21 protein-coding genes are annotated in these 19043 nt (G+C 43.1%); 15 read left to right on the top strand and 6 right to left on the bottom strand.

Features of this window, described 5'->3' with window-relative positions:
• Positions 1 to 34 precede the first annotated feature (34 nt).
• From K1I56_RS03265 to dtd, 8 genes are all read left to right on the top strand, one after another.
• Positions 35 to 505, top strand: coding sequence for a DUF3013 family protein (locus K1I56_RS03265; protein WP_223325245.1), 471 nt, complete (start codon positions 35 to 37; stop codon positions 503 to 505).
• 55 nt (positions 506 to 560) lie between these two features.
• A complete protein-coding gene (locus tag K1I56_RS03260) occupies positions 561 to 1103 on the top strand; it encodes a hypothetical protein (protein WP_223325244.1) in 543 nt (180 codons plus the stop codon).
• Between the two features lie 49 nt (positions 1104 to 1152).
• On the top strand, positions 1153 to 1587 hold the full coding sequence (locus K1I56_RS03255) for an NUDIX hydrolase (RefSeq protein WP_223325243.1): 435 nt from the start codon (positions 1153 to 1155) through the stop codon (positions 1585 to 1587).
• Positions 1584 to 2057, top strand: a complete 474-nt coding sequence (locus K1I56_RS03250; RefSeq protein ID WP_223325242.1) for a GNAT family N-acetyltransferase — start codon at positions 1584 to 1586, stop codon at positions 2055 to 2057. The genes K1I56_RS03255 and K1I56_RS03250 overlap by 4 nt, the downstream gene beginning before the upstream one ends.
• Positions 2058 to 2194: 137 nt before the next feature.
• Positions 2195 to 3145: a 50S ribosomal protein L11 methyltransferase gene (prmA, locus tag K1I56_RS03245; protein WP_223325279.1), complete on the top strand. Its 951-nt coding sequence runs from the start codon at positions 2195 to 2197 to the stop codon at positions 3143 to 3145.
• Between the two features lies 1 nt (position 3146).
• Positions 3147 to 3890 (top strand): 16S rRNA (uracil(1498)-N(3))-methyltransferase, encoded by a 744-nt coding sequence (locus K1I56_RS03240; RefSeq protein ID WP_223325241.1) that lies wholly within the window; start codon positions 3147 to 3149, stop codon positions 3888 to 3890.
• A 173-nt stretch (positions 3891 to 4063) separates the two neighbouring features.
• Entirely contained in the window at positions 4064 to 6283 is a 2220-nt protein-coding gene (locus K1I56_RS03235; protein WP_023919595.1) for a RelA/SpoT family protein, read from the top strand.
• Between the two features lie 108 nt (positions 6284 to 6391).
• Positions 6392 to 6835, top strand: coding sequence for a D-aminoacyl-tRNA deacylase (dtd, locus tag K1I56_RS03230; protein ID WP_223325240.1), 444 nt, complete (start codon positions 6392 to 6394; stop codon positions 6833 to 6835).
• A 21-nt stretch (positions 6836 to 6856) separates the two neighbouring features.
• Here the strand turns inward: dtd and K1I56_RS03225 are convergent, their stop codons facing one another.
• Entirely contained in the window at positions 6857 to 7510 is a 654-nt protein-coding gene (locus K1I56_RS03225) for a metal-dependent transcriptional regulator (RefSeq protein WP_223325239.1), read from the bottom strand.
• Between the two features lie 124 nt (positions 7511 to 7634).
• Between K1I56_RS03225 and K1I56_RS03220 the strand changes: the two genes are divergently transcribed.
• Positions 7635 to 8660, top strand: a complete 1026-nt coding sequence (locus tag K1I56_RS03220; RefSeq protein ID WP_223325238.1) for a DUF3114 domain-containing protein — start codon at positions 7635 to 7637, stop codon at positions 8658 to 8660.
• A gap of 286 nt (positions 8661 to 8946) precedes the next feature.
• Here the strand turns inward: K1I56_RS03220 and tpx are convergent, their stop codons facing one another.
• From tpx to K1I56_RS03200, 4 genes are all read right to left on the bottom strand, one after another.
• On the bottom strand, positions 8947 to 9441 hold the full coding sequence (gene tpx, locus K1I56_RS03215; protein ID WP_049473113.1) for a thiol peroxidase: 495 nt from the start codon (positions 9439 to 9441) through the stop codon (positions 8947 to 8949).
• Between the two features lie 79 nt (positions 9442 to 9520).
• Positions 9521 to 10450 (bottom strand): metal ABC transporter substrate-binding lipoprotein/fibrin-binding adhesin FimA, encoded by a 930-nt coding sequence (gene fimA / locus K1I56_RS03210; RefSeq protein ID WP_150905190.1) that lies wholly within the window; start codon positions 10448 to 10450, stop codon positions 9521 to 9523.
• Between the two features lie 11 nt (positions 10451 to 10461).
• Positions 10462 to 11304 (bottom strand): metal ABC transporter permease, encoded by an 843-nt coding sequence (locus K1I56_RS03205; protein ID WP_118397261.1) that lies wholly within the window; start codon positions 11302 to 11304, stop codon positions 10462 to 10464.
• Positions 11301 to 12023 carry a metal ABC transporter ATP-binding protein gene (locus tag K1I56_RS03200; RefSeq protein ID WP_223325237.1) on the bottom strand — a complete coding sequence of 241 codons (723 nt, stop codon included), beginning with the start codon at positions 12021 to 12023 and terminating at the stop codon, positions 11301 to 11303. Before K1I56_RS03200 ends, K1I56_RS03205 begins: the two co-directional genes overlap by 4 nt.
• 148 nt (positions 12024 to 12171) lie before the next feature.
• Between K1I56_RS03200 and K1I56_RS03195 the strand changes: the two genes are divergently transcribed.
• The gene (locus K1I56_RS03195; protein WP_223325236.1) at positions 12172 to 14067 is read left to right on the top strand and encodes a M13 family metallopeptidase; all 1896 of its coding nucleotides are present in this window, start codon (positions 12172 to 12174) and stop codon (positions 14065 to 14067) included.
• Positions 14068 to 14233: 166 nt separating this feature from the next.
• Here the strand turns inward: K1I56_RS03195 and K1I56_RS03190 are convergent, their stop codons facing one another.
• Positions 14234 to 15010 (bottom strand): glycyl-radical enzyme activating protein, encoded by a 777-nt coding sequence (locus tag K1I56_RS03190; RefSeq protein WP_048691616.1) that lies wholly within the window; start codon positions 15008 to 15010, stop codon positions 14234 to 14236.
• Between the two features lie 130 nt (positions 15011 to 15140).
• Here K1I56_RS03190 and K1I56_RS03185 point away from each other — a divergent pair, with 130 nt between their 5' ends.
• The 5 genes from K1I56_RS03185 (at position 15141) to K1I56_RS03165 (ending at position 18995) form a co-directional block, all read left to right on the top strand.
• Positions 15141 to 15884, top strand: coding sequence for a DeoR/GlpR family DNA-binding transcription regulator (locus K1I56_RS03185; protein WP_048717589.1), 744 nt, complete (start codon positions 15141 to 15143; stop codon positions 15882 to 15884).
• Positions 15885 to 15898: 14 nt separating this feature from the next.
• The gene (locus K1I56_RS03180) at positions 15899 to 16870 is read left to right on the top strand and encodes a sugar-binding transcriptional regulator (RefSeq protein ID WP_049486456.1); all 972 of its coding nucleotides are present in this window, start codon (positions 15899 to 15901) and stop codon (positions 16868 to 16870) included.
• Between the two features lie 166 nt (positions 16871 to 17036).
• Entirely contained in the window at positions 17037 to 17360 is a 324-nt protein-coding gene (locus tag K1I56_RS03175) for a PTS lactose/cellobiose transporter subunit IIA (protein WP_049486455.1), read from the top strand.
• A 13-nt stretch (positions 17361 to 17373) separates the two neighbouring features.
• Positions 17374 to 17682, top strand: a complete 309-nt coding sequence (locus K1I56_RS03170) for a PTS sugar transporter subunit IIB (protein WP_013904534.1) — start codon at positions 17374 to 17376, stop codon at positions 17680 to 17682.
• A gap of 11 nt (positions 17683 to 17693) precedes the next feature.
• Positions 17694 to 18995 carry a PTS sugar transporter subunit IIC gene (locus K1I56_RS03165; RefSeq protein ID WP_049486454.1) on the top strand — a complete coding sequence of 434 codons (1302 nt, stop codon included), beginning with the start codon at positions 17694 to 17696 and terminating at the stop codon, positions 18993 to 18995.
• The last annotated feature ends 48 nt before the right edge of the window (positions 18996 to 19043 follow it).

Genomic DNA, 19043 nt, shown 5'->3' with positions numbered 1-19043 from the left:
CGCTCTAAGAGTGGGAAATTAGAAAGAGGACACGATGTCTAAATATGGATTTTTGGATGTTTTAGAAGAGGAAATGGAAAAGGTCTTTCCCTTTGACTTTGAGATCAATTGGGATAAGAAGAATCATGCAGTAGAAGTGGCTTTTCTCTTAGAAGTACAAAACACAGGAGGGGTTGCCCTGGTCGATGAGTCGGGTGAGGAGTCTGACGAGGATATCTTCTTTGAAGAAGCCGTCATCTTCTACAATCCAGCCAAGTCTCATGTGGAAGCAGATGCCTATTTAACAGCCCTTCCGTATGAGCCGAAAAAAGGCTTGTCTCGAGAGTTTCTAGCTTATTTTGCGGCCTTCCTCAAAGATACAGCCGAGCTGGCCTTGGATGACCTCATGGATTTCTTAGCAGACGAAGAAGCAGAGAGCTTTGAGATCGTCTGGAACCAAGAAGCCTTTGAAGAAGGGAAAGTTGGCTTAGAAGAAAGTACTTTTTACCCTTATCCGAGATATTAGAAAAGATTCTAAGTGGACATTTTTAAATAATAAATTCAAGGAGAAGGGGGAGACTATGCTAGAAAAAGTCAAACAGTTTTTCAGGAGAAGGTCAGCTAAAACTGAGCCGTCAGTTGATATTCTTCCCCGCAATCGCTTTGCGGATCTAGATTTCGAGAGAGTATTGAAGTCAGGAACTCGTTGTTGTGTTGATGAAGATGGGCACTATGTTGAGGATGGTAAAATCACATTATTTGAATTTTCTATAGACTTTGCAGAATTTGAGTTCATAGGTGATTTCAAAATTGAGGAGGAAGATCAGTTTAAGCAACTATTAGCTCGTTTGAATAGTTTTGACAATGCCATTCAGTCCCATTTGGAAAGCGAGTTGCAACAACCCATCCCTCAGTATGCTAAGGATCTAGGCTATACTCAGAAGAGGTGGGAGAAAACCTTTTACTTCCATCCTTGGATATTAAGTTTTGAGGAAAACCCGCCTAATCTTCGCTATGTTGCAGATTATGTAAATGATGAGTTTACGGTTTATTTTGCGAAAAAACATGGCAGATGGCAAGCATACTGGGATGCAGAGTGCCAAAAGGTGATTGAAGAAAGCTAGCTAGGGGTTTTCTATAGAGTAGTAGTTATGATAAGAAAAGGTCATCATCATGGAGTTATTGGATAAACACTTGAATTTTACGGGTTGTAAGATTGCTTTGATTTGTGATGGGCAAATTTTGACCATCTTACGCGATGACAAACCAACCATTCCTTGGGCCAATCTGTGGGAGTTGCCAGGTGGTGGTCGTGAAGGAAACGAAAGCCCTTTTGAATGCGCAGCGCGTGAAGTTTATGAGGAACTGGGAATTCATTTAGATGAAGACTGTCTGCTTTGGAGCAAGATTTATCCTAGCGTAATCTTTAAAGACAAGCAATCGGTCTTTATGGTTGGTCAGCTAAGACAAGAACAATTTGACAATATTACCTTTGGGAATGAAGGACAGGCCTATAAACTGATGCCTATTGAGGAATTTTTGAAGTCTAAACAGGCAGTTCCTCAGCTACAGGGGAGATTGAGGGATTATTTGGAGGAAGGTTTATGATAACACTTGTTCGAGCGGGAGCAGAGGATTTAGAAACTATTATTGCAATTCAGAGAGCTAGCTTTAAGGCTGTTTATGAAAAATATCATGATGAATATGACCCTTATCTCGAGGACCGCGAACGAATCAAATGGAAACTAGTCGAACGTCCCAATAGCTATTACTACTTTGTAAAAGAAGATGAAGAAAACATCGGATTTTTACGAATTCAGACCAATGCCGAGTTAACGAAAGCTTGGTTGGGAACGGCAGCGATTTTGCCCCAGTATCAAGGAAAAGGGTATGGTTCTGAGGGACTGAGATTGCTAGAAGAGGAATTGTCAACCATCACACAATGGGATTTGTGTACGGTGTTACAGGATGCAGGCATGGTCGCCTTCTACGAGAAGAATGGCTACCATCAAACTCATATCGAGCCTGAAAAAGAAGGCATGGATATGGTCTACATGAAAAAATTGATAGAGAAATAGAAAGGATGGTTCGGTTAAATTTCTAAACTGAACCCGCCCTAAACACGGTGCCAAAAAGATAAACTTCTCTTAGACACAAACGTCTTCAGAGAGTTTCCTATTTTGGCTTTGTGTTTTACGGGCTTGGTATCTTAATGATGGAAACATGGCAAGAGTTAAAGGTTACAGTGAAGCGTGAAGGGGAGGAGTTGGTCTCTAACCTCTTAATCGAATTAGGCGCCCAAGGTGTTGCGATTGAAGACAGCATGGACTATGTGGGGAATGTGGATCGTTTTGGTGAGATTTTCCCAGAGGTAGAGCAGCAAGAAGAAATCGTAGTGACAGCCTACTATCCTGATACGGTTGATGTGGCAGTGGTTGAGGCAGACTTGCAGGTTTGCCTAGCAGAATTGACAGATTTTATGGATTTGGGTGAGGTCAAGATGGGGACGACTGCTTTGGCTGAGGAAGACTGGGCAGACAACTGGAAGAAATACTATGAGCCAGCTCGCATTACCCATGATTTGACCATTGTGCCGTCCTGGACGGACTATGAGGCGACTGCGGGAGAAAAGATTATCAAGCTGGATCCTGGTATGGCCTTTGGAACGGGAACCCACCCGACGACCAAGATGAGCCTCTTTGCCTTGGAGCAAGTTCTTCGTGGTGGCGAAACAGTGCTGGATGTGGGGACAGGTTCAGGCGTTCTTTCTATCGCTAGTTCCCTTCTGGGTGCTAAGGAAATCTTTGCCTATGATCTAGATGATGTGGCAGTTCGGGTCGCTCAGGAAAATATTGAGCTCAATCCGGGCATGGAAAATATCCATGTGGCGCCAGGCGATTTGCTCAAGGGCGTGGAGATTGAGGCAGACGTCATCGTGGCCAACATCTTGGCGGATATCCTCATTCATCTGACGGATGATGCTTATCGCTTGGTCAAGGATGAAGGCTACCTGATCATGAGTGGCATTATCAAGGACAAGTGGAACATGGTGCGTGAGTCAGCAGAAGCAGCTGGATTTTTCCTTGAAACCCACATGATTCAAGGGGAGTGGAATGCCTGTGTCTTCAAAAAAACTAAGGATATCTCGGGTGTGATTGGAGGCTAGCATGCAACAGTATTTTGTCAAGGGGAGTGCGAGCTCACCTGTCACTATCGAGGACAAGGAGACCAGCAAGCACATGTTTCAGGTCATGCGCTTGAAAGAAGATGACCAGGTGACCCTAGTCTTTGATGATGGGATCAAGCGTTTGGCGCGCGTGGTCAATGTAGAAGCCCGTCAGTTGGAGCTAATCGAGGAATTAGCAGACAATGTGGAACTGCCAGTCCAAGTGACCATCGCATCAGGTTTCCCCAAGGGAGACAAGCTGGAGTTTATCACTCAAAAAGTGACAGAGCTAGGTGCTAGCCAGATATGGGCCTTTCCTGCAGACTGGTCCGTTGCTAAGTGGGACGGCAAGAAATTGGGTAAGAAGGTCGAAAAACTAGAAAAAATCGCCCTTGGAGCAGCCGAGCAAAGCAAGCGGAATCTAGTCCCAAGTATTACCCTTTTTGAGAAAAAGGCAGACTTTCTGGCTCAGTTAGACCAGTTTGACTCTATCGTAGTGGCTTATGAAGAGTCAGCCAAAGAAGGAGAGGCAGCAGCTTTACTTCAGTCGCTGACCGGACTAGAAGCTGGAAGCAAACTGCTCTTTATCTTTGGACCAGAGGGTGGTCTCTCCCCTGTAGAAATTGAAAGTTTTATAGCCAAAGGAGCAGTCCTTGCAGGCCTTGGACCTCGCATTCTCCGTGCAGAAACCGCACCACTCTATGCCCTCAGCGCTGTGAGTGTTGTTACAGAATTAATGAACTAACGAAGTGAAGGAATCGCTTCGTTAGTTTTTTTACAAAAAACTTTTACGAATGATGAAAGCAAGGTGGATCCCAGAATGATCTTCGAGTAGTAACCGTATATTAAAGTAGCTTCATTGGTTCCCATCTGCTTCTAAAAGTGTTAAAATAGTATCCAAGAAACTGGAGAAAATGAATGCCGAAAGAAGAGAATTTAACAGGGGACCAAGTCGTTGCCCTTACAAAAAAATATTTATCACCTGAGGATGTTGCCTTTGTGCAAAAGGCTTTGGTTTATGCTGTTGATTGCCATAGTGGCCAATTCCGTCAGTCTGGTGAGCCTTATATCATTCACCCGATTCAAGTGGCAGGAATCCTTGCTAAGCTGAAACTGGATGCTGTGACGGTTGCCTGTGGTTTTTTGCATGATGTCGTGGAAGATACGGACGCGACCTTGGATGACCTTGAGCGTGAATTTGGTCATGATGTGCGCGTGATCGTCGATGGGGTGACCAAGCTCGGGAAGGTCAAGTACAAGTCCCACGAAGAGCAATTGGCGGAAAATCATCGCAAGATGCTCATGGCCATGTCTCAAGATATCCGCGTGATTTTGGTCAAATTGGCAGACCGCTTGCATAATATGCGCACCCTCAAGCATTTGCGCAAGGACAAGCAAGAACGCATTTCGCGTGAGACCATGGAGATCTATGCACCACTAGCTCACCGTCTCGGGATTTCCAGCGTCAAATGGGAACTTGAGGATTTGTCCTTCCGTTATCTGAATGAAGTCGAATTCTACAAGATTTCGCATATGATGAAGGAAAAACGTCGCGAGCGAGAAGAGTTGGTGGAAGAGGTTGTCCACAAGATTGAGACCTATGCTGGGGAACGCCATTTGCATGGAAAAATTTATGGCCGGCCAAAGCATATCTACTCCATCTACCGCAAGATGCAGGATAAGAAGAAACGCTTTGATGAAATTTATGACTTGATTGCCATCCGCTGTATTCTGGATACTCCAAGTGATGTCTATGCCATGCTGGGTTATATCCATGAACTGTGGAAACCGATGCCGGGGCGTTTTAAGGACTATATTGCCAATCGGAAGGCCAATGGCTACCAGTCCATCCATACGACGGTCTATGGCCCTAAAGGACCGATTGAATTCCAGATCCGTACCAAGGAGATGCACGAGGTTGCCGAATACGGGGTTGCCGCTCACTGGGCATACAAAAAAGGGATCAAGGGTCAGGTTAACAGCAAGGAATCTGCCATTGGGATGAACTGGATCAAAGAGATGATGGAGCTCCAGGACCAGTCAGGCGATGCCAAAGAATTTGTTGAAAATGTGAAAGAAGATATCTTGGCAGAAGAGATTTACGTCTTCACACCAGATGGAACCGTGCGCTCGCTTCCGAAAGATTCCGGACCGATCGATTTTGCCTATGAAATCCACACTAAGGTTGGGGAAAAAGCGATTGGTGCCAAGGTCAACGGCCGGATGGTGCCTCTTAATACCAAACTTCGGACGGGAGATCAGGTGGAGATTATCACCAATGCCAACTCCTTTGGTCCGAGCCGTGACTGGCTGACCCTTGTTAAAACTAGCAAGGCGCGCAACAAGATCCGTCAATTCTTTAAAAATCAAGACAAGGAATTGTCGATTAACCGTGGTCGGGACCTCTTGATGGCCCAATTCCACGAGCATGACTTGGTAGCCAATAAGTTCATGGACAAAAAGCACATGGACAAAGTGCTACAAAAATCAAGTTATAAGACAGAAGAAGCCTTGTTTGCGGCGATTGGTTTTGGAGAGATCGGAGCTATTACCATCTTTAACCGCTTGACGGAGGATGAACGCCGGGAAGAAGAACGGGCTAAGGCACGCGCAGAAGCAGAAGAGCTGGTCAAAGGTGGCGAGGTCAAGGTTGAAAATAAAAAAGACACCCTGAAGGTCCGTCACGAAGGTGGCGTGGTTATCCAAGGTGCTTCTGGACTCTTGATTCGGATTGCTAAGTGTTGTAATCCAGTTCCAGGTGATGAAATCGTCGGCTACATCACCAAAGGGCGTGGTGTTGCGATTCACCGCCGAGACTGTATGAATCTTCGCGCTCAAGATAACTACGAGCAACGCTTGATCGATGTCGAGTGGGAAGACAATAATACGACCAAGGACTACATCGCCCATATTGACATTTATGGACTCAACCGTGCAGGTCTTCTTAACGACGTGCTCCAAGTCCTCTCCAATACAGCTAAGATGATCTCAACTGTCAATGCTCAACCAACCAAAGATATGAAATTTGCCAATATCCACATTTCCTTTGGGATTCCGAACCTATCGATGTTGACAACAGTTGTGGATAAGATTAAGAGTGTGCCGGAGGTGTACTCTGTTAAACGGACCAACGGCTAGTCGGCTGCTAAGAACTCTTTTATTGCTTGGTTAGCTCGTCGTCTGAGGTTGATGTTCTTTCAAGCGCAGCAGTGAATGCTCGATAGATTTATAAAATAGGATAGTAAAATGAAATTAGTGATTCAACGGGTCAAGAGTGCCTCAGTTTCCATTGATGGTCAAGTCTACAATTCGATCCAGCAAGGTTTGCTGCTTCTAGTAGGTGTCGGTCCAGATGATGATCAGAAAGATTTAGATTATGCGGTTCGAAAGGTATCGCAGATGCGTATTTTCTCAGATGAGGAAGCTAAGATGAATCTTTCAGTCAAAGATATCCAAGGAGAAATTTTGTCGATTTCTCAATTTACCCTCTTTGCGGACACCAAAAAAGGCAACCGTCCTGCTTTTACAGGGGCTGCCAAGCCAGATATGGCCAGTCAGTTATATGATGCCTTTAATGATCAATTAGAAAAAGAAGTCCCTGTCAAACGAGGGATCTTTGGAGCCGATATGGCGATTGAATTGATCAATGATGGCCCGGTGACCATTATCCTCGATACGAAAAATCCATAAGTAAGAAAACATGCAGTCGGGTTAAACTGCATGTTTTTCAATATAGAGTTGTTGGGCGATCACTTGGTTGATAGAAATTTCTTGTCCTTGGATAACGAAGTGATAGAGGCCTGTGTAATCATCATACCGTTGAAACGCAATGGTATCACCGATCTGGAGATGGATCTGGTCTAAGAATTTTAACAATTCATAGGTGTCATAGACCCTTTGCAGAATATACAGACCAGGCTCAGTCGTTTCACTGAGACGGTCTTGGTAGGCTTCGACAAGCCTTTCGCCTTTCTTTGGAATTGTCCCACCGTGAGGGCAAGTCTTAGGGTTTCCAAGCATGTGATCCAGCCGGTCGATGAAATGTTCAGAAACAGTATGCTCGAGAACTTCTGCCTCTTCATGGACTTCTTCAGTTGTGTAGCCAAGTTTTTCCAGCAGAAATACTTCGATCAAGCGGTGCTTGCGGTAGAGATCAGAGACCAATTGCGAACCCAGATCTGTTAGTAGATAACCATGGTTCTTATCTTTTACCAAGAGGCCCTCAGAGACCATGCGCTTAATCATCTCGGTCACAGCAGGCGGAGAGACCTGCATGCGACTGGCGATTTCCTTATTACTGATTTTTTCTACTTCTGTGCCAATTTCATAAATGCACTTGAGGTAATCTTCTTTGTTTGGTGTCATGCTTTCCTCTTTTCTTCGCTCACTTCTAGTATATCAAAAAAATCCTCAAAAACGCTAGTGGAGTAATGAGAATTGTCTCAAGCTCCAAAAGATGGTAGTATAGTAGCATAGAAAGGACGGCATCATGAACAGACGGGAATTAGCGAGACTAGGCTGGAGAGAAAATAGTTTAGCCTATCTAGAGAAGCACTTGCAGGGATACAAAGATCCACAAGCCTACCAAGAACAATACCAGTCTATCTTTTTCTTTGCCAGTCCTCTGTTTCAAAACATGTGGTTTCAAGAGATCAAAGATCTAACGGAGACTGCTGCCCAAGACTTACTGAGGGGCGTCATGAAAATTCTCCTAATGCCGAGTGACTTGTCTGGAACTTGTGAAGAAACAGCCTTTCTTCTGAGTAGGATGGCTCCAGATTGTCCGCCAGGATCCGACTTTTGGACGGCATTTTCACGCGTCGTGCAGGTCGCCTTTGAAAGGGATCCCTTAGCGGATCAGTCGGGAGATCAGCTTTTGAAACGCCAGGTTCACCAGTTGCGTTACCTACTTTCAAGTTACCAGGCACAATGGATTAGGATGCATGACTCGAGAGCAGGACAGACTGACGAGGAGGCCTTACAAGCTTACCTACAGGAGGCTAAAGCTGTCACGGTGGATGCTTATGCGGCTGCTCGCCTTCACAACAAGGTCTCCCTAGGGCCAGATGGTCACCTTCATTATCCATCAGGAGCCTCCCGACAAGTCAATTTCAAGGTCTTGTTAAATTTTCATACGGAGTATATTATCGATCAAGCTGGGCATTTCCTCAATGAAGTCGATCCAGTAGAAATTTCTGAAAATGGCATTGTCAATGGTGCCAGTTTTAACTACGGGTTGGCTAGGGGCCGGACCCATAAGGACTTAGATATTGACCCCGTCAAAGCTTGGGATCCAGCCTTTCGCAAGCATGTCCTCTATCAGCAAGATGTTCGCTATCTAGCTCCGAAGAATGACCGAGGAGAGCAAGGTTATTGGAGTCGAAAAGGAGTTTTTGCACAAGGAGGCAAGAGCTATAAGCAACAAGTGGCAAGACGCGTGCGAAGTTTCCTCAGAGGCATCCCTCGCTTACGCTGGCGGTTCCTCCTCCAGAATGGGCTCCATCGGATTTTATAGCAACGAAAGAACTGTAATTTTACATAAAATAGCCTAAGAGATTCTTAAAAGAAGTTATAATAGTTAAGTTCTTAGATCTATTCTAGTAGGTAGGTGATGAGACTTTCCGCTGTGAGAAAAGTGCTTGAAACATGGTTGTTTCAAGCACTCGGAATTATTGAGACTTTAGGCTCAATAATTAGTCATGGAACTTCCTAGAAGTTCGCTGACGTCCGTACTCACTTAAGGAAAGGTTCTGAACAGATTTTGTAGATATAGAAAAGAGGTCGCAGACCTCTTTTTATGTTTATCCAAGTGCCTTGACGGCCTCAATTGCCGCGTCGTAATTGGGTTCGCTGTTGATGTTGTCTAGGTATTCAACGTAAGTCACCTTGTTGTCTGCATCTAAGACCAAGACAGCGCGTGCGAGCAAGTGCCATTCATTGATCAAGAGGCCGTAGGCTTTCCCGAAGGAATGATCATAGTAGTCTGAGAGCATGATAGCATTGTCGAGTCCTTCAGCAGCGCACCATTTACCTTGAGCAAAAGGAAGGTCGACAGAGACCGTCAAGACGACAGTGTCGTCCAAGTCCGACAAGGTCTTGTTGAAGTGACGTGTTTGCATCGAACAAATCCCTGTGTCGATGGATGGGATGATGCTGAGGACTTTTTTCTTGCCAGCAAAATCAGCTAAAGATTTCTTTTCAAGAGCTGGAGTGATCAATGAAAAATCATGAGCCATTTCCCCTACTTGAAGTTGAGATCCGGTAAAGGTAACAGGGTTTCCTAAAAATGTTGCCATAAAAAGACTCCTTTTTTTGTTTTTATTGTACCGCAATACCGGAGGAGGGGCCACTGATTTGTTTAGAAATCTGAAGGGGCTACTGACTCAAACCTTCTGCGATCTTGTCTAAGTTCCACTTCATCATGCTGTAGTAGCTATCGCCCTTTTCTCCTTCTTTGGCAATGGAATCAGTGAAGATCTTTGCATAGATTGGGATGTCGGTATCTTTAGACACAGTTTTCATAGGACGTTCATCGACACTGGATTCAACAAAGAGGGCAGGCACCTTGGTTTGACGGAGCTTTTCTACCAGCGTTTTGATTTGGTCAGGTGTGCCTTCTTCTTCCGTATTGATTTCCCAGATATAGGCAGATGGGACGCCATAGGCTTTGGAGAAGTACTTGAAGCAACCTTCGCTGGTTACGATCATCTTCTTGTCTGCTGGGATGTTATTGAATGCTTGCTTGGCTTCTTGGTCGAGCTTACTGAGTTTTTCAGTATAAGCAGCTAGATTCTTTTCGTAGAAGTCCTTGTTTTTCGGATCTTTGGCGATCAATTGTTTGGCAATGTTTTTAGCGTAGATAATCCCATTTTCAAGGTTGAGCCAAGCGTGTGGGTCTTCTTTTCCAGCTTGGTTTTGGCCTTCTAGGTAGATGACGTCGACTCCCTCACTAACAGCGAAATAGTCCTTGTTTTCTACTTTATTGGCATTTTTGACCAACTTGGTAAACCAAGCATTGCCACCGGTTTCAAGGTTGATCCCGTTGTAGAAGATCAGGTCTGCTTGCGAAGTTTTTTTGACATCTTCTGGTAGTGGTTCGTATTCGTGGGGATCTTTGCCGACGGGAACGATACTGTGGAGTTCGATCTTATCCCCAGCAATATTTTTGGTCATATCTGCAAGGATCGAATTGGTGGTGACCACTTTCAATTTACCAGAAGCTCCAGAAGAAGACCCCTTGCTACAGGCTAGAAGGCCAAATAAGAGCGCCACAAAGAGGGCGAGGACAGAAGCGATTTTTTTCATGTGTTTCTCCTTTAATGAGACGAAAGAGCGTGCTTGTTCTTTCTCTGCTTAGGAGCGATAAAAAAGCTGATGAGAAAGAAGACGGCAGAAGTGAGGACAATACAAGATCCAACGGCGATGTTCAAACTATAGCCAATAAAGAGTCCCAGAACGGATGCAAGAGCACCTAGGCTAGAGGACAAAAGCATCATGGACCAGAGGCTATTGGAATAGAGATAGGCTGTCGCAGCAGGTGTGATGAGCATGGCGACGATGAGAATGGTCCCGACACTTTGCATAGCAGTGACAGAAACCAAAGTCAAGAGCACCATGAGGAGGTAGTGATAGATCTTGACCCGGACGCCCATGGATTGAGCTAGAACGGGATCAAAAGAAGTGAGTAGCAAGGGGCGAAAGAGCAGGACAATTACCAGCAAGACCGCCACCCCAACACCGATGGTCATCCACATATCCTGGTCTTGCACGGCCAAGATATTCCCAAAGAGGATATGGAAGAGGTCGGTGGAACTTTTTGCGACTCCAATCAGGATGACTCCTAAGGCAAGGAAAGAAGAAAAGGTAATCCCTATCGCTGTGTCGCTCTTGATGATGGAGTTGCTCTTGATATAGGTGATAAGGATGGAAGCTAGAAGCCCAAAGACAATGGCGCCAATAAAGAAATTGATGCCAAGGATAAAGGACAGGGCCACCCCCGGAAGGACCGCGTGTGAGATGGCATCTCCCATGAGAGACATTCCTCGCAAAATGATAAAGCATCCGACAGCTCCAGCGACAATACCGATGGCAATGGCTGTGATCAGGGCATTCTGTAAGAAGTGGAATTGCTGTAATCCATCAATAAATTCTGTAATCATCCGACGCCACCTCCTATAAAGAGTTCATGCCCATAGGCTGCATGCAGATTCTCCTTGGTAAAGGTTTCCTCTGTTTTTCCAAAAGCGATCAGCTTGCGGTGAAGGAGGAGGACCTGGTCGAAATAAGCTGGGACCTTGCTGAGGTCGTGATGGACAATCAGGATGGTCTTGCCTTCTTGTTTCAAGGTCTGGAGGGTCTGCATGATGATGTCTTCGCTAACGGAGTCAATCCCTGCAAAGGGCTCATCCAAAAAGATGACATCTGCTTCTTGGACCAAGCAGCGGGCGATCAGCACCCGTTGGAATTGTCCTCCTGAAAGCTGACCAATCTGGCGATCTGCTAGATCAAGAAGATTGACAAGCTTCATGGCATTTTCCACTTTTTGGAGATCTTCTTTACTTTTTCGCTTGAAGATAGAAAGATGGGGGTAGAGGCCCAGTGAGACACACTCCCGCACCGTGATGGGGAAGTGGAAATCAATAGCGGATTTCTGTTCGACGTAGGCCACCCGTTGAAGAACTTGGCTGAGGTCTTTTTGATCGAGCTGGACCCTTCCCGAATGAGGGAGAAGTCCTAGCATGGCCTTGATCAGGGTTGATTTTCCTGCTCCGTTGGGCCCAAGAATTCCTAGGATGGTTGGACCCTGGATGGTGAGGGAAAGATCCTCCAAGGCCAGTGTTTGCTGGTAGGCAACACTTAGATGTTCAATTTGAATCATGAGTTTGCTCCTTTACTATTAATATACATAAATAAAAAAATTAAGTCAAGTTAATTTTTAAAATAATTTAGATTAACTTACTTGTAATCATTGAAAAAAGTTCCTATTTTTGATAAGGTTAATAGAAAAGAATGAAAGCGAGAAGATCATGGTACGTTTACAAGATGATTTTTATGATTACGTCAATGGGGAATGGGCTGAGACAGCTGTTATTCCTGATGACAAACCGTCAACTGGTGGTTTTATGGACTTAGATCGAGACATCGAAAACTTGATGTTGGATATCACTGGGAAATGGCAACGGGGAGAAGAGCTGCCTGAAGACAGCATTCTGCAAAACTTTGTCAAATACCATAAAATGGTGGCAGATTTTGATGCACGGGAAGCAGCTGGTGTAGCACCAGCCATGCCCTTGATCAATGAAATCAAGGCCTTGTCTTCTTTTGAAGACTATACCAGCAAGCTGGGAGCCTATGAACTAGCTGGCAAACCAAATATCATGCCATTTAGCGTGTCACCAGACTATATGAATGCCCAAATGAATGTCTTGTGGGGAGAAGCGCCGGCTCATATCTTGCCAGATACGACCTACTATGAAGAAGGCAACGAAAAAGGCCCAGAATTACTGGCTATCTGGCGCCAAATGATGGAAAAACTTTTACCTAAATTTGAATTCTCAGAGGCAGAAATCAAAGATATCCTGGATAAGGTCATTGCGTCGGATGCAGAATTGGCCAAATATATCTTGTCAAATGAAGAAAGATCCGAGTACAATAAACTCTACCATCCTTATAAGTGGGCAGATTTCAAGGCCTTGGTTCCAGAATTGCCACTCGATACTTTCTTTACAGAAGTGATCGGACAAACACCAGATAAAATCATCGTTCCAGAAGAGCGTTTCTGGAAGGAATTCGCACCAACATTCTATTCAGCAGCCAACTGGGAAACTATTCATGCAAGATTGAAACTCAGTGCAGCCGTAGATTGGACTTTATTCTTAACCGAAGAAATTCGTGTCTTGGCTGGTGAATATGGACGGACCATTTCGGGTATTCCAGAAGCTCGTCCAAAAGAAAAGGCGGCCTTGTCATTAGCAGAAGTACCATATAGCCAAGCGCTTGGACTCTGGTATGCAGGTGAAAAATTCTCACCAGAAGCAAAAGCAGACGTAGAGCATAAAGTAGCGACCATGATTGAGGTCTACAAGGATCGTCTGGAAAAAGCAGGCTGGCTCGCTCCTGAAACTCGCGAAAAAGCTATTGTCAAGCTCAATGTCATCACACCGCATATCGGCTACCCTGAAAAATTACCAGAAACATACGCCAAGAAGATCATCGACGAGAGCAAGACCTTGGTGGAAAATGCTCAAGCCCTTTACGAAATTTCCATTGCCCATACTTGGAGCAAGTGGAACCAACCGGTTGATCGAAGCGAGTGGCACATGCCAGCTAATATGGTCAATGCCTACTATGATCCGCAACAAAACCAAATCGTCTTCCCAGCAGCGATTTTACAAGCACCATTCTATGACCTTCACCAATCATCATCAGCCAACTACGGTGGAATCGGTGCGGTCATTGCCCATGAAATCTCCCATGCCTTTGACACCAATGGTGCTTCCTTTGATGAAAACGGTAGCTTGAAAGACTGGTGGAAGCCAGAAGATTACGAAGCCTTTACCGCTCGCACGCAAAAGGTCATCGATCAGTTCGAAGGGCAAGACTCTTACGGTGCCAAGATTAATGGGAAATTGACCGTTTCTGAAAACGTGGCAGACCTCGGTGGTATCGCTGCAGCCCTTGAAGCCGCTAAGAAAGAGGAAGATTTCTCAGCAGAAGAATTCTTCACCAACTTTGCTCGCATCTGGCGCATGAAAGCTCGGACAGAGTACATGCAACTTCTCGCAAGTGTCGATGTCCACGCACCAGGAAAACTCCGTACCAATGTTCAATTACCAAACTTTGACGAATTCTTTGAAACCTTCGATGTCAAAGAAGGCGACGGCATGTGGCGCGCACCAGAAGATCGTGTGATTATTTGGTAAATCAAGATACTAAGCCCGTAAAAAAAGCGAGAAGAAAATAGGAGATTGACCATGTGGGCCATGCCCACCAGGCAATCTCTCTTTTTCTCGACGGTCGTAAAAAAATAAAAATCCCCAAAGCCAAGTTTCAATCTACTGAAACTAGTTTTGGGGATTTTTGAGTGGATTAGAAATAACAGTGAATGTCATGATCTAAAAAAACTTGCTGGTAGTCATATAAATCTTCTGGATGCAGGGCTTTTATTCCTTCCATTTCATAGCGACGTCCTAAAAGCTTGTATTTGTTTTCTCCAAACTGGTGAAATGGGAGAAGTTGTACTTCATCGATGTTGAGAGAATTAAAAAGGGAAGCAAATTCTTCAGCATCAGTTAAAGAGTCATTGAAATTAGGAATGACTGGAATACGTAAAACGATTGTTTTGTTTTGAGCAAAGGCATAATGAATATTTTTAATAATCAGATGATTGTTGACTCCGACAACCTTCTTATGTTTAAGTGTATTGTAATGTTTAAGGTCTGTATAAATAAAATCAACATACTGAATGAGATCGACAAATTTCTCATGTTCAACAAAAGCTGTCGTTTCGATTGCAGTATGAAGTCCAACTTCTTTCGCAGCTTTTAAGATAGCTTTGGCAAATTCAAATTGAGCGAAGATTTCTCCACCAGACAGGGTAAGGCCACCACCAGATTCTTCGTAGAAGTCAACGTCTTTTAAGACATCATCTATGATCTCGGTAACTGTTTTTTCTTCTCCTGTGATGGTTTCCTTTTTAGTAACAGCATCCAACATTTTTTCAGGATTTGCACGCTGGGATTCAGGATTGGAGCACCATGGACAACGTAGGGGACATCCTTTTAAAAATACAGTAGTTCGGATTCCAGGGCCATCATGGATACTAAAGTGTTGGATATTAAAGATTATGCCGCGATTTTGTTCCATATTTTTGCTCTCCTATCAATCTAGTAAGTCCATTATACATTATTTAAGAAACTAATTCAATTACGAACGAAAGTTTATTTTGTTTTGAATTCACTCGAAAATTTGCTAAAATAGAGAAGAGGTAAAAACAATGCAACGTTTAGATGAAATATTGAAATTAGTATCGGAATTTGAAAAGATTGATGTTAATAGTTTGTCTGAGAAATTACAAGTCTCTAAAGTGACCATTCGAAAGGATTTGGACAAGCTAGAATCCAAAGGATTATTGCATAGAGAACACGGCTATGCTGTTTTAAATAGTGGAGATGATATCAATGTTCGACTGTCCTTTCAATATGATACCAAGAAAAGAATAGCCAGGGAAGCTGCTAAATTAATTAAGGATAACGACACGGTTTTGATTGAATCGGGCTCTACATGTGCCTTGCTAGCGGAAGAAATTTGCCAAACAAAAAAGAATGTCAAGATTGTGACAAATTCTTACTTTATTGCAGATTATATTCAGGAATATGATTCTTGTAAAATCATCCTACTTGGTGGTGAATTTCAAAAAGAATCGAGAGTGACTGTAGGTCCGCTTTTGAAAGAATTAATCCGCTCTTTTAGAGTTCCCTTTGCTTTTGTAGGGGTAGACGGATATGATGACGAACTTGGCTTTACTGGGAAAGATATGATGAGAAGTGAAGTTGTTCAAGCTATGTCCGATGTTTCTAAAGAAGTGATTGTCTTAACAGATTCAAGTAAATTTGGGAAATGTGGAACTGTCAGACGATTTGCACTTTCACAAGTTTCGAGAGTCATAACAGATAAGAATATATCTCAAGAAGCGAAAGAAAAACTTGAGGATTCACAAACAATTTTAACTTTAGTATAAGAAGGAGAAGCCAATTGAAAGATGAACGGAAAAAGTTACTTGCTAAATTAGCCTATCTATACTATGTTGAAGACAAAAGTCAATCGCAAATCGCAGCAGAAACTGGAATCTACCGTACAACTGTCAGCAGAATGCTAGCAGAGGCCAAGAAAGAGGGCGTAGTAAAAATTGAAATCGAAAACTTTGATACTCGCCTCTTCCATTTAGAAAATTATATCAAACAAAAATATGGCTTAAAAGCTATCGAGATTATACCGAATCTAGTTGATGAACCTCGAGAAAGCCTTGAAAAGCGACTGGCGCAAGCAAGTGCGGTCATGCTTCGTAATTTGATTGAAGATGGAATGACAGTCGGATTTTCATGGGGCAAGTCTCTCAGATTAATGGTAGAACAAGTTGGAACGAAGCGCTTGGATGGTGTACAGTTTTATCCCCTAGCTGGAGGTCCCAGTCATATTCATGCTCGCTACCATGTCAATACGCTGATCTACAGTATGGCGAGTAAATTTCATGGGGAATGTCATTTTATAAACGCGAGTGTCATTCAAGAAAATTCTGAGGTGACGGAAGGCATCTTATCTTCTAAGTATTTTGAGGATTTGAAAGCTAGTTGGCGTTGTTTGGATGTTGCGGCTGTAGGGATTGGTGGCTATGCAGATAGCAAGAATCCTCAGTGGTTTGATATGCTGACATCAAATGATTTTAAGAAATTGGAGTCAGAACATGCTGTAGGAGAAGTATGCTGTCGTTTCTTTGATCAAGAAGGTATCCCCGTTTATCCTGAATTACAGGAAAGAACAATATCTATCACATTGGAGGAATTGAGAGAGGTACCAAACACCATCTCTTTGGCCTACGGTGATCAGAAAGCAAAAGCACTTTTATCGGTTTTGAAAGCCAACTATATCAATCATTTAGTCACAGATGAAGCAACGATCTTAAAAGTCTTAGAATTAGATGGTGATCAGCAATTTACTAAAAAATAGGACAGCAGGAATGCAGTCCTTATTTTTTTGAGTTGAATAGCACAAATGTGCAAAAAACAAAAACAATAATCAAATGTTGTGATTTTTATTGACCGGCAAAAATATAAATGGTATATTGACAATAGAAAAAGCGCTTTCAGTAGATTGATAAAGGAGTGTAGTGCACATGGAAATAATTGTTGCAGACCAAATTATTATGGGATTGATTTTAAATGCGGGTGATGCTAAACAGCATATTTACCAAGCTTTATCATATGCTAAGGAGGGCGATTTTACATCTTCTGAAGACGAAATTGCGAAAGCAGATGCAGCATTGCTAGAAGCGCATAACTTGCAAACACAATTTTTAGCCCAGGAAGCAGGTGGGACAAAGACAGAGATTACAGCTTTGTTTGTGCACTCACAAGATCACTTAATGACTTCAATCACAGAGATTAACTTGATCAAAGAAATGATTGACTTACGTAAAGAACTTTCAGCGAAACAATAAGGAGGAAAAGAAGATGAAAATTGGATTGTTTTGTGCAGCAGGATTTTCAACAGGAATGTTGGTAAATAATATGAAGGTGGCGGCTAAGGAATTAGGGATTGATGCTGAAATCGATGCCTATTCTCAAGCGAAATTAGCAGATTTTGCTCCTGAAATCGATGTCGCTTTGTTGGGCCCTCAAGTAGCTTATACTTTGGATAAATCAAAAGCGATTTGTGAGGCAAACCATATTCCTATTGCTGTCATCCCTATGGCAGATTATGGGATGTTGGATGGTAAGAAAGTACTAAATCTAGCTCTAGAATTGCTAGGAGAAAAATAAGGAGGCTTCCCATGTCTAATTTTAATTCTCAGAAAATTATCGCTCCAATCATGCGGTTTGTAAACTTGAAAGGAATTATTGCTCTTAAAGATGGGATGTTAGCGATCCTTCCATTAACGGTAGTTGGTAGTTTGTTCCTGATTATTGGGCAATTACCATTTGAAGGCCTTAATCAGGCTATTGCTAGTGTATTTGGCGATACGTGGACAGAGCCATTTATGCAGGTTTATTCAGGAACATTCGCCATCATGGGCTTAATTTCGTGCTTCTCCATTGGTTATTCATATGCTAAAAACAGTGGAGTAGAACCCTTGCCAGCAGGAGTTTTGTCCCTATCTTCATACTTTATCTTGTTAAAATCTTCTTATGTACCAGCTAAGGGAGAACCAATTGGTGATGCCATTGCAAAAGTATGGTTTGGTGGTCAAGGGATTATCGGGGCTATTATTATAGGTCTGGTAGTTGGTGCGATTTATACTGTGTTTATCCAAAGACACATTGTTATTAAAATGCCAGAACAAGTACCTCAAGCCATTGCCAAACAATTTGAAGCGATGATTCCTGCTTTCGTGATTTTCTTACTATCAATGATTGTCTATATCGTATCAAAAGTAGTGACAAGTGGCGGTACTTTCATTGAAATGATCTATGATGTCATTCAGGTTCCTCTACAAGGTCTAACAGGATCACTTTACGGAGCGATTGGAATTGCCTTCTTTATTTCGTTCTTGTGGTGGTTTGGTGTGCACGGACAATCAGTTGTCAATGGTGTAGTAACAGCCTTACTACTTTCTAACCTGGATGCCAATAAATCAATGTTGGCAGCTGGGAAGCTATCCGTTGAAAATGGTGCTCACATTGTAACTCAACAATTCCTAGATAGTTTCCTTATTTTGTCTGGATCAGGTATAACCTTTGGTTTGGTTGTTGCTATGTTATTTGCTGCTAAGTCAAAACAATATAAGGCACTTGGGAAAGTTGCAGCTTTTCCTGCAATCTTCAATGTTAATGAACCCGTCGTATTTGGCTTCCCAATTGTAATGAACCCAGTGATGTTCCTTCCATTTATTATCGTTCCAATTTTAGCAGCGATAATTGTTTATACTTCAATTGCTATTGGGTTCATGCATCCATTCTCAGGTGTGACCCTTCCTTGGAGTACACCAGCCATTATTTCTGGATTTATGGTTGGAGGTTGGCAAGGTGCTTTCGTTCAAGTGCTGGTTCTCGCAACCTCGACTGTCGTATATTTCCCATTCTTCAAATTCCAAGATAATCTTGCCTATAACAACGAATTACAAGCTGAAAAATAGTGCGTTTATTAGGAGTGCACAGATGTGCGACTAGAATAGAATTTATAG

It is taken from the genome of Streptococcus parasanguinis (assembly GCF_019929185.1).
GTDB classification, from domain to species: domain Bacteria; phylum Bacillota; class Bacilli; order Lactobacillales; family Streptococcaceae; genus Streptococcus; species Streptococcus parasanguinis_O.
Note: the sequence above shows the minus strand (reverse complement) of the source record. Positions and strands in the feature narration are given on the sequence as shown.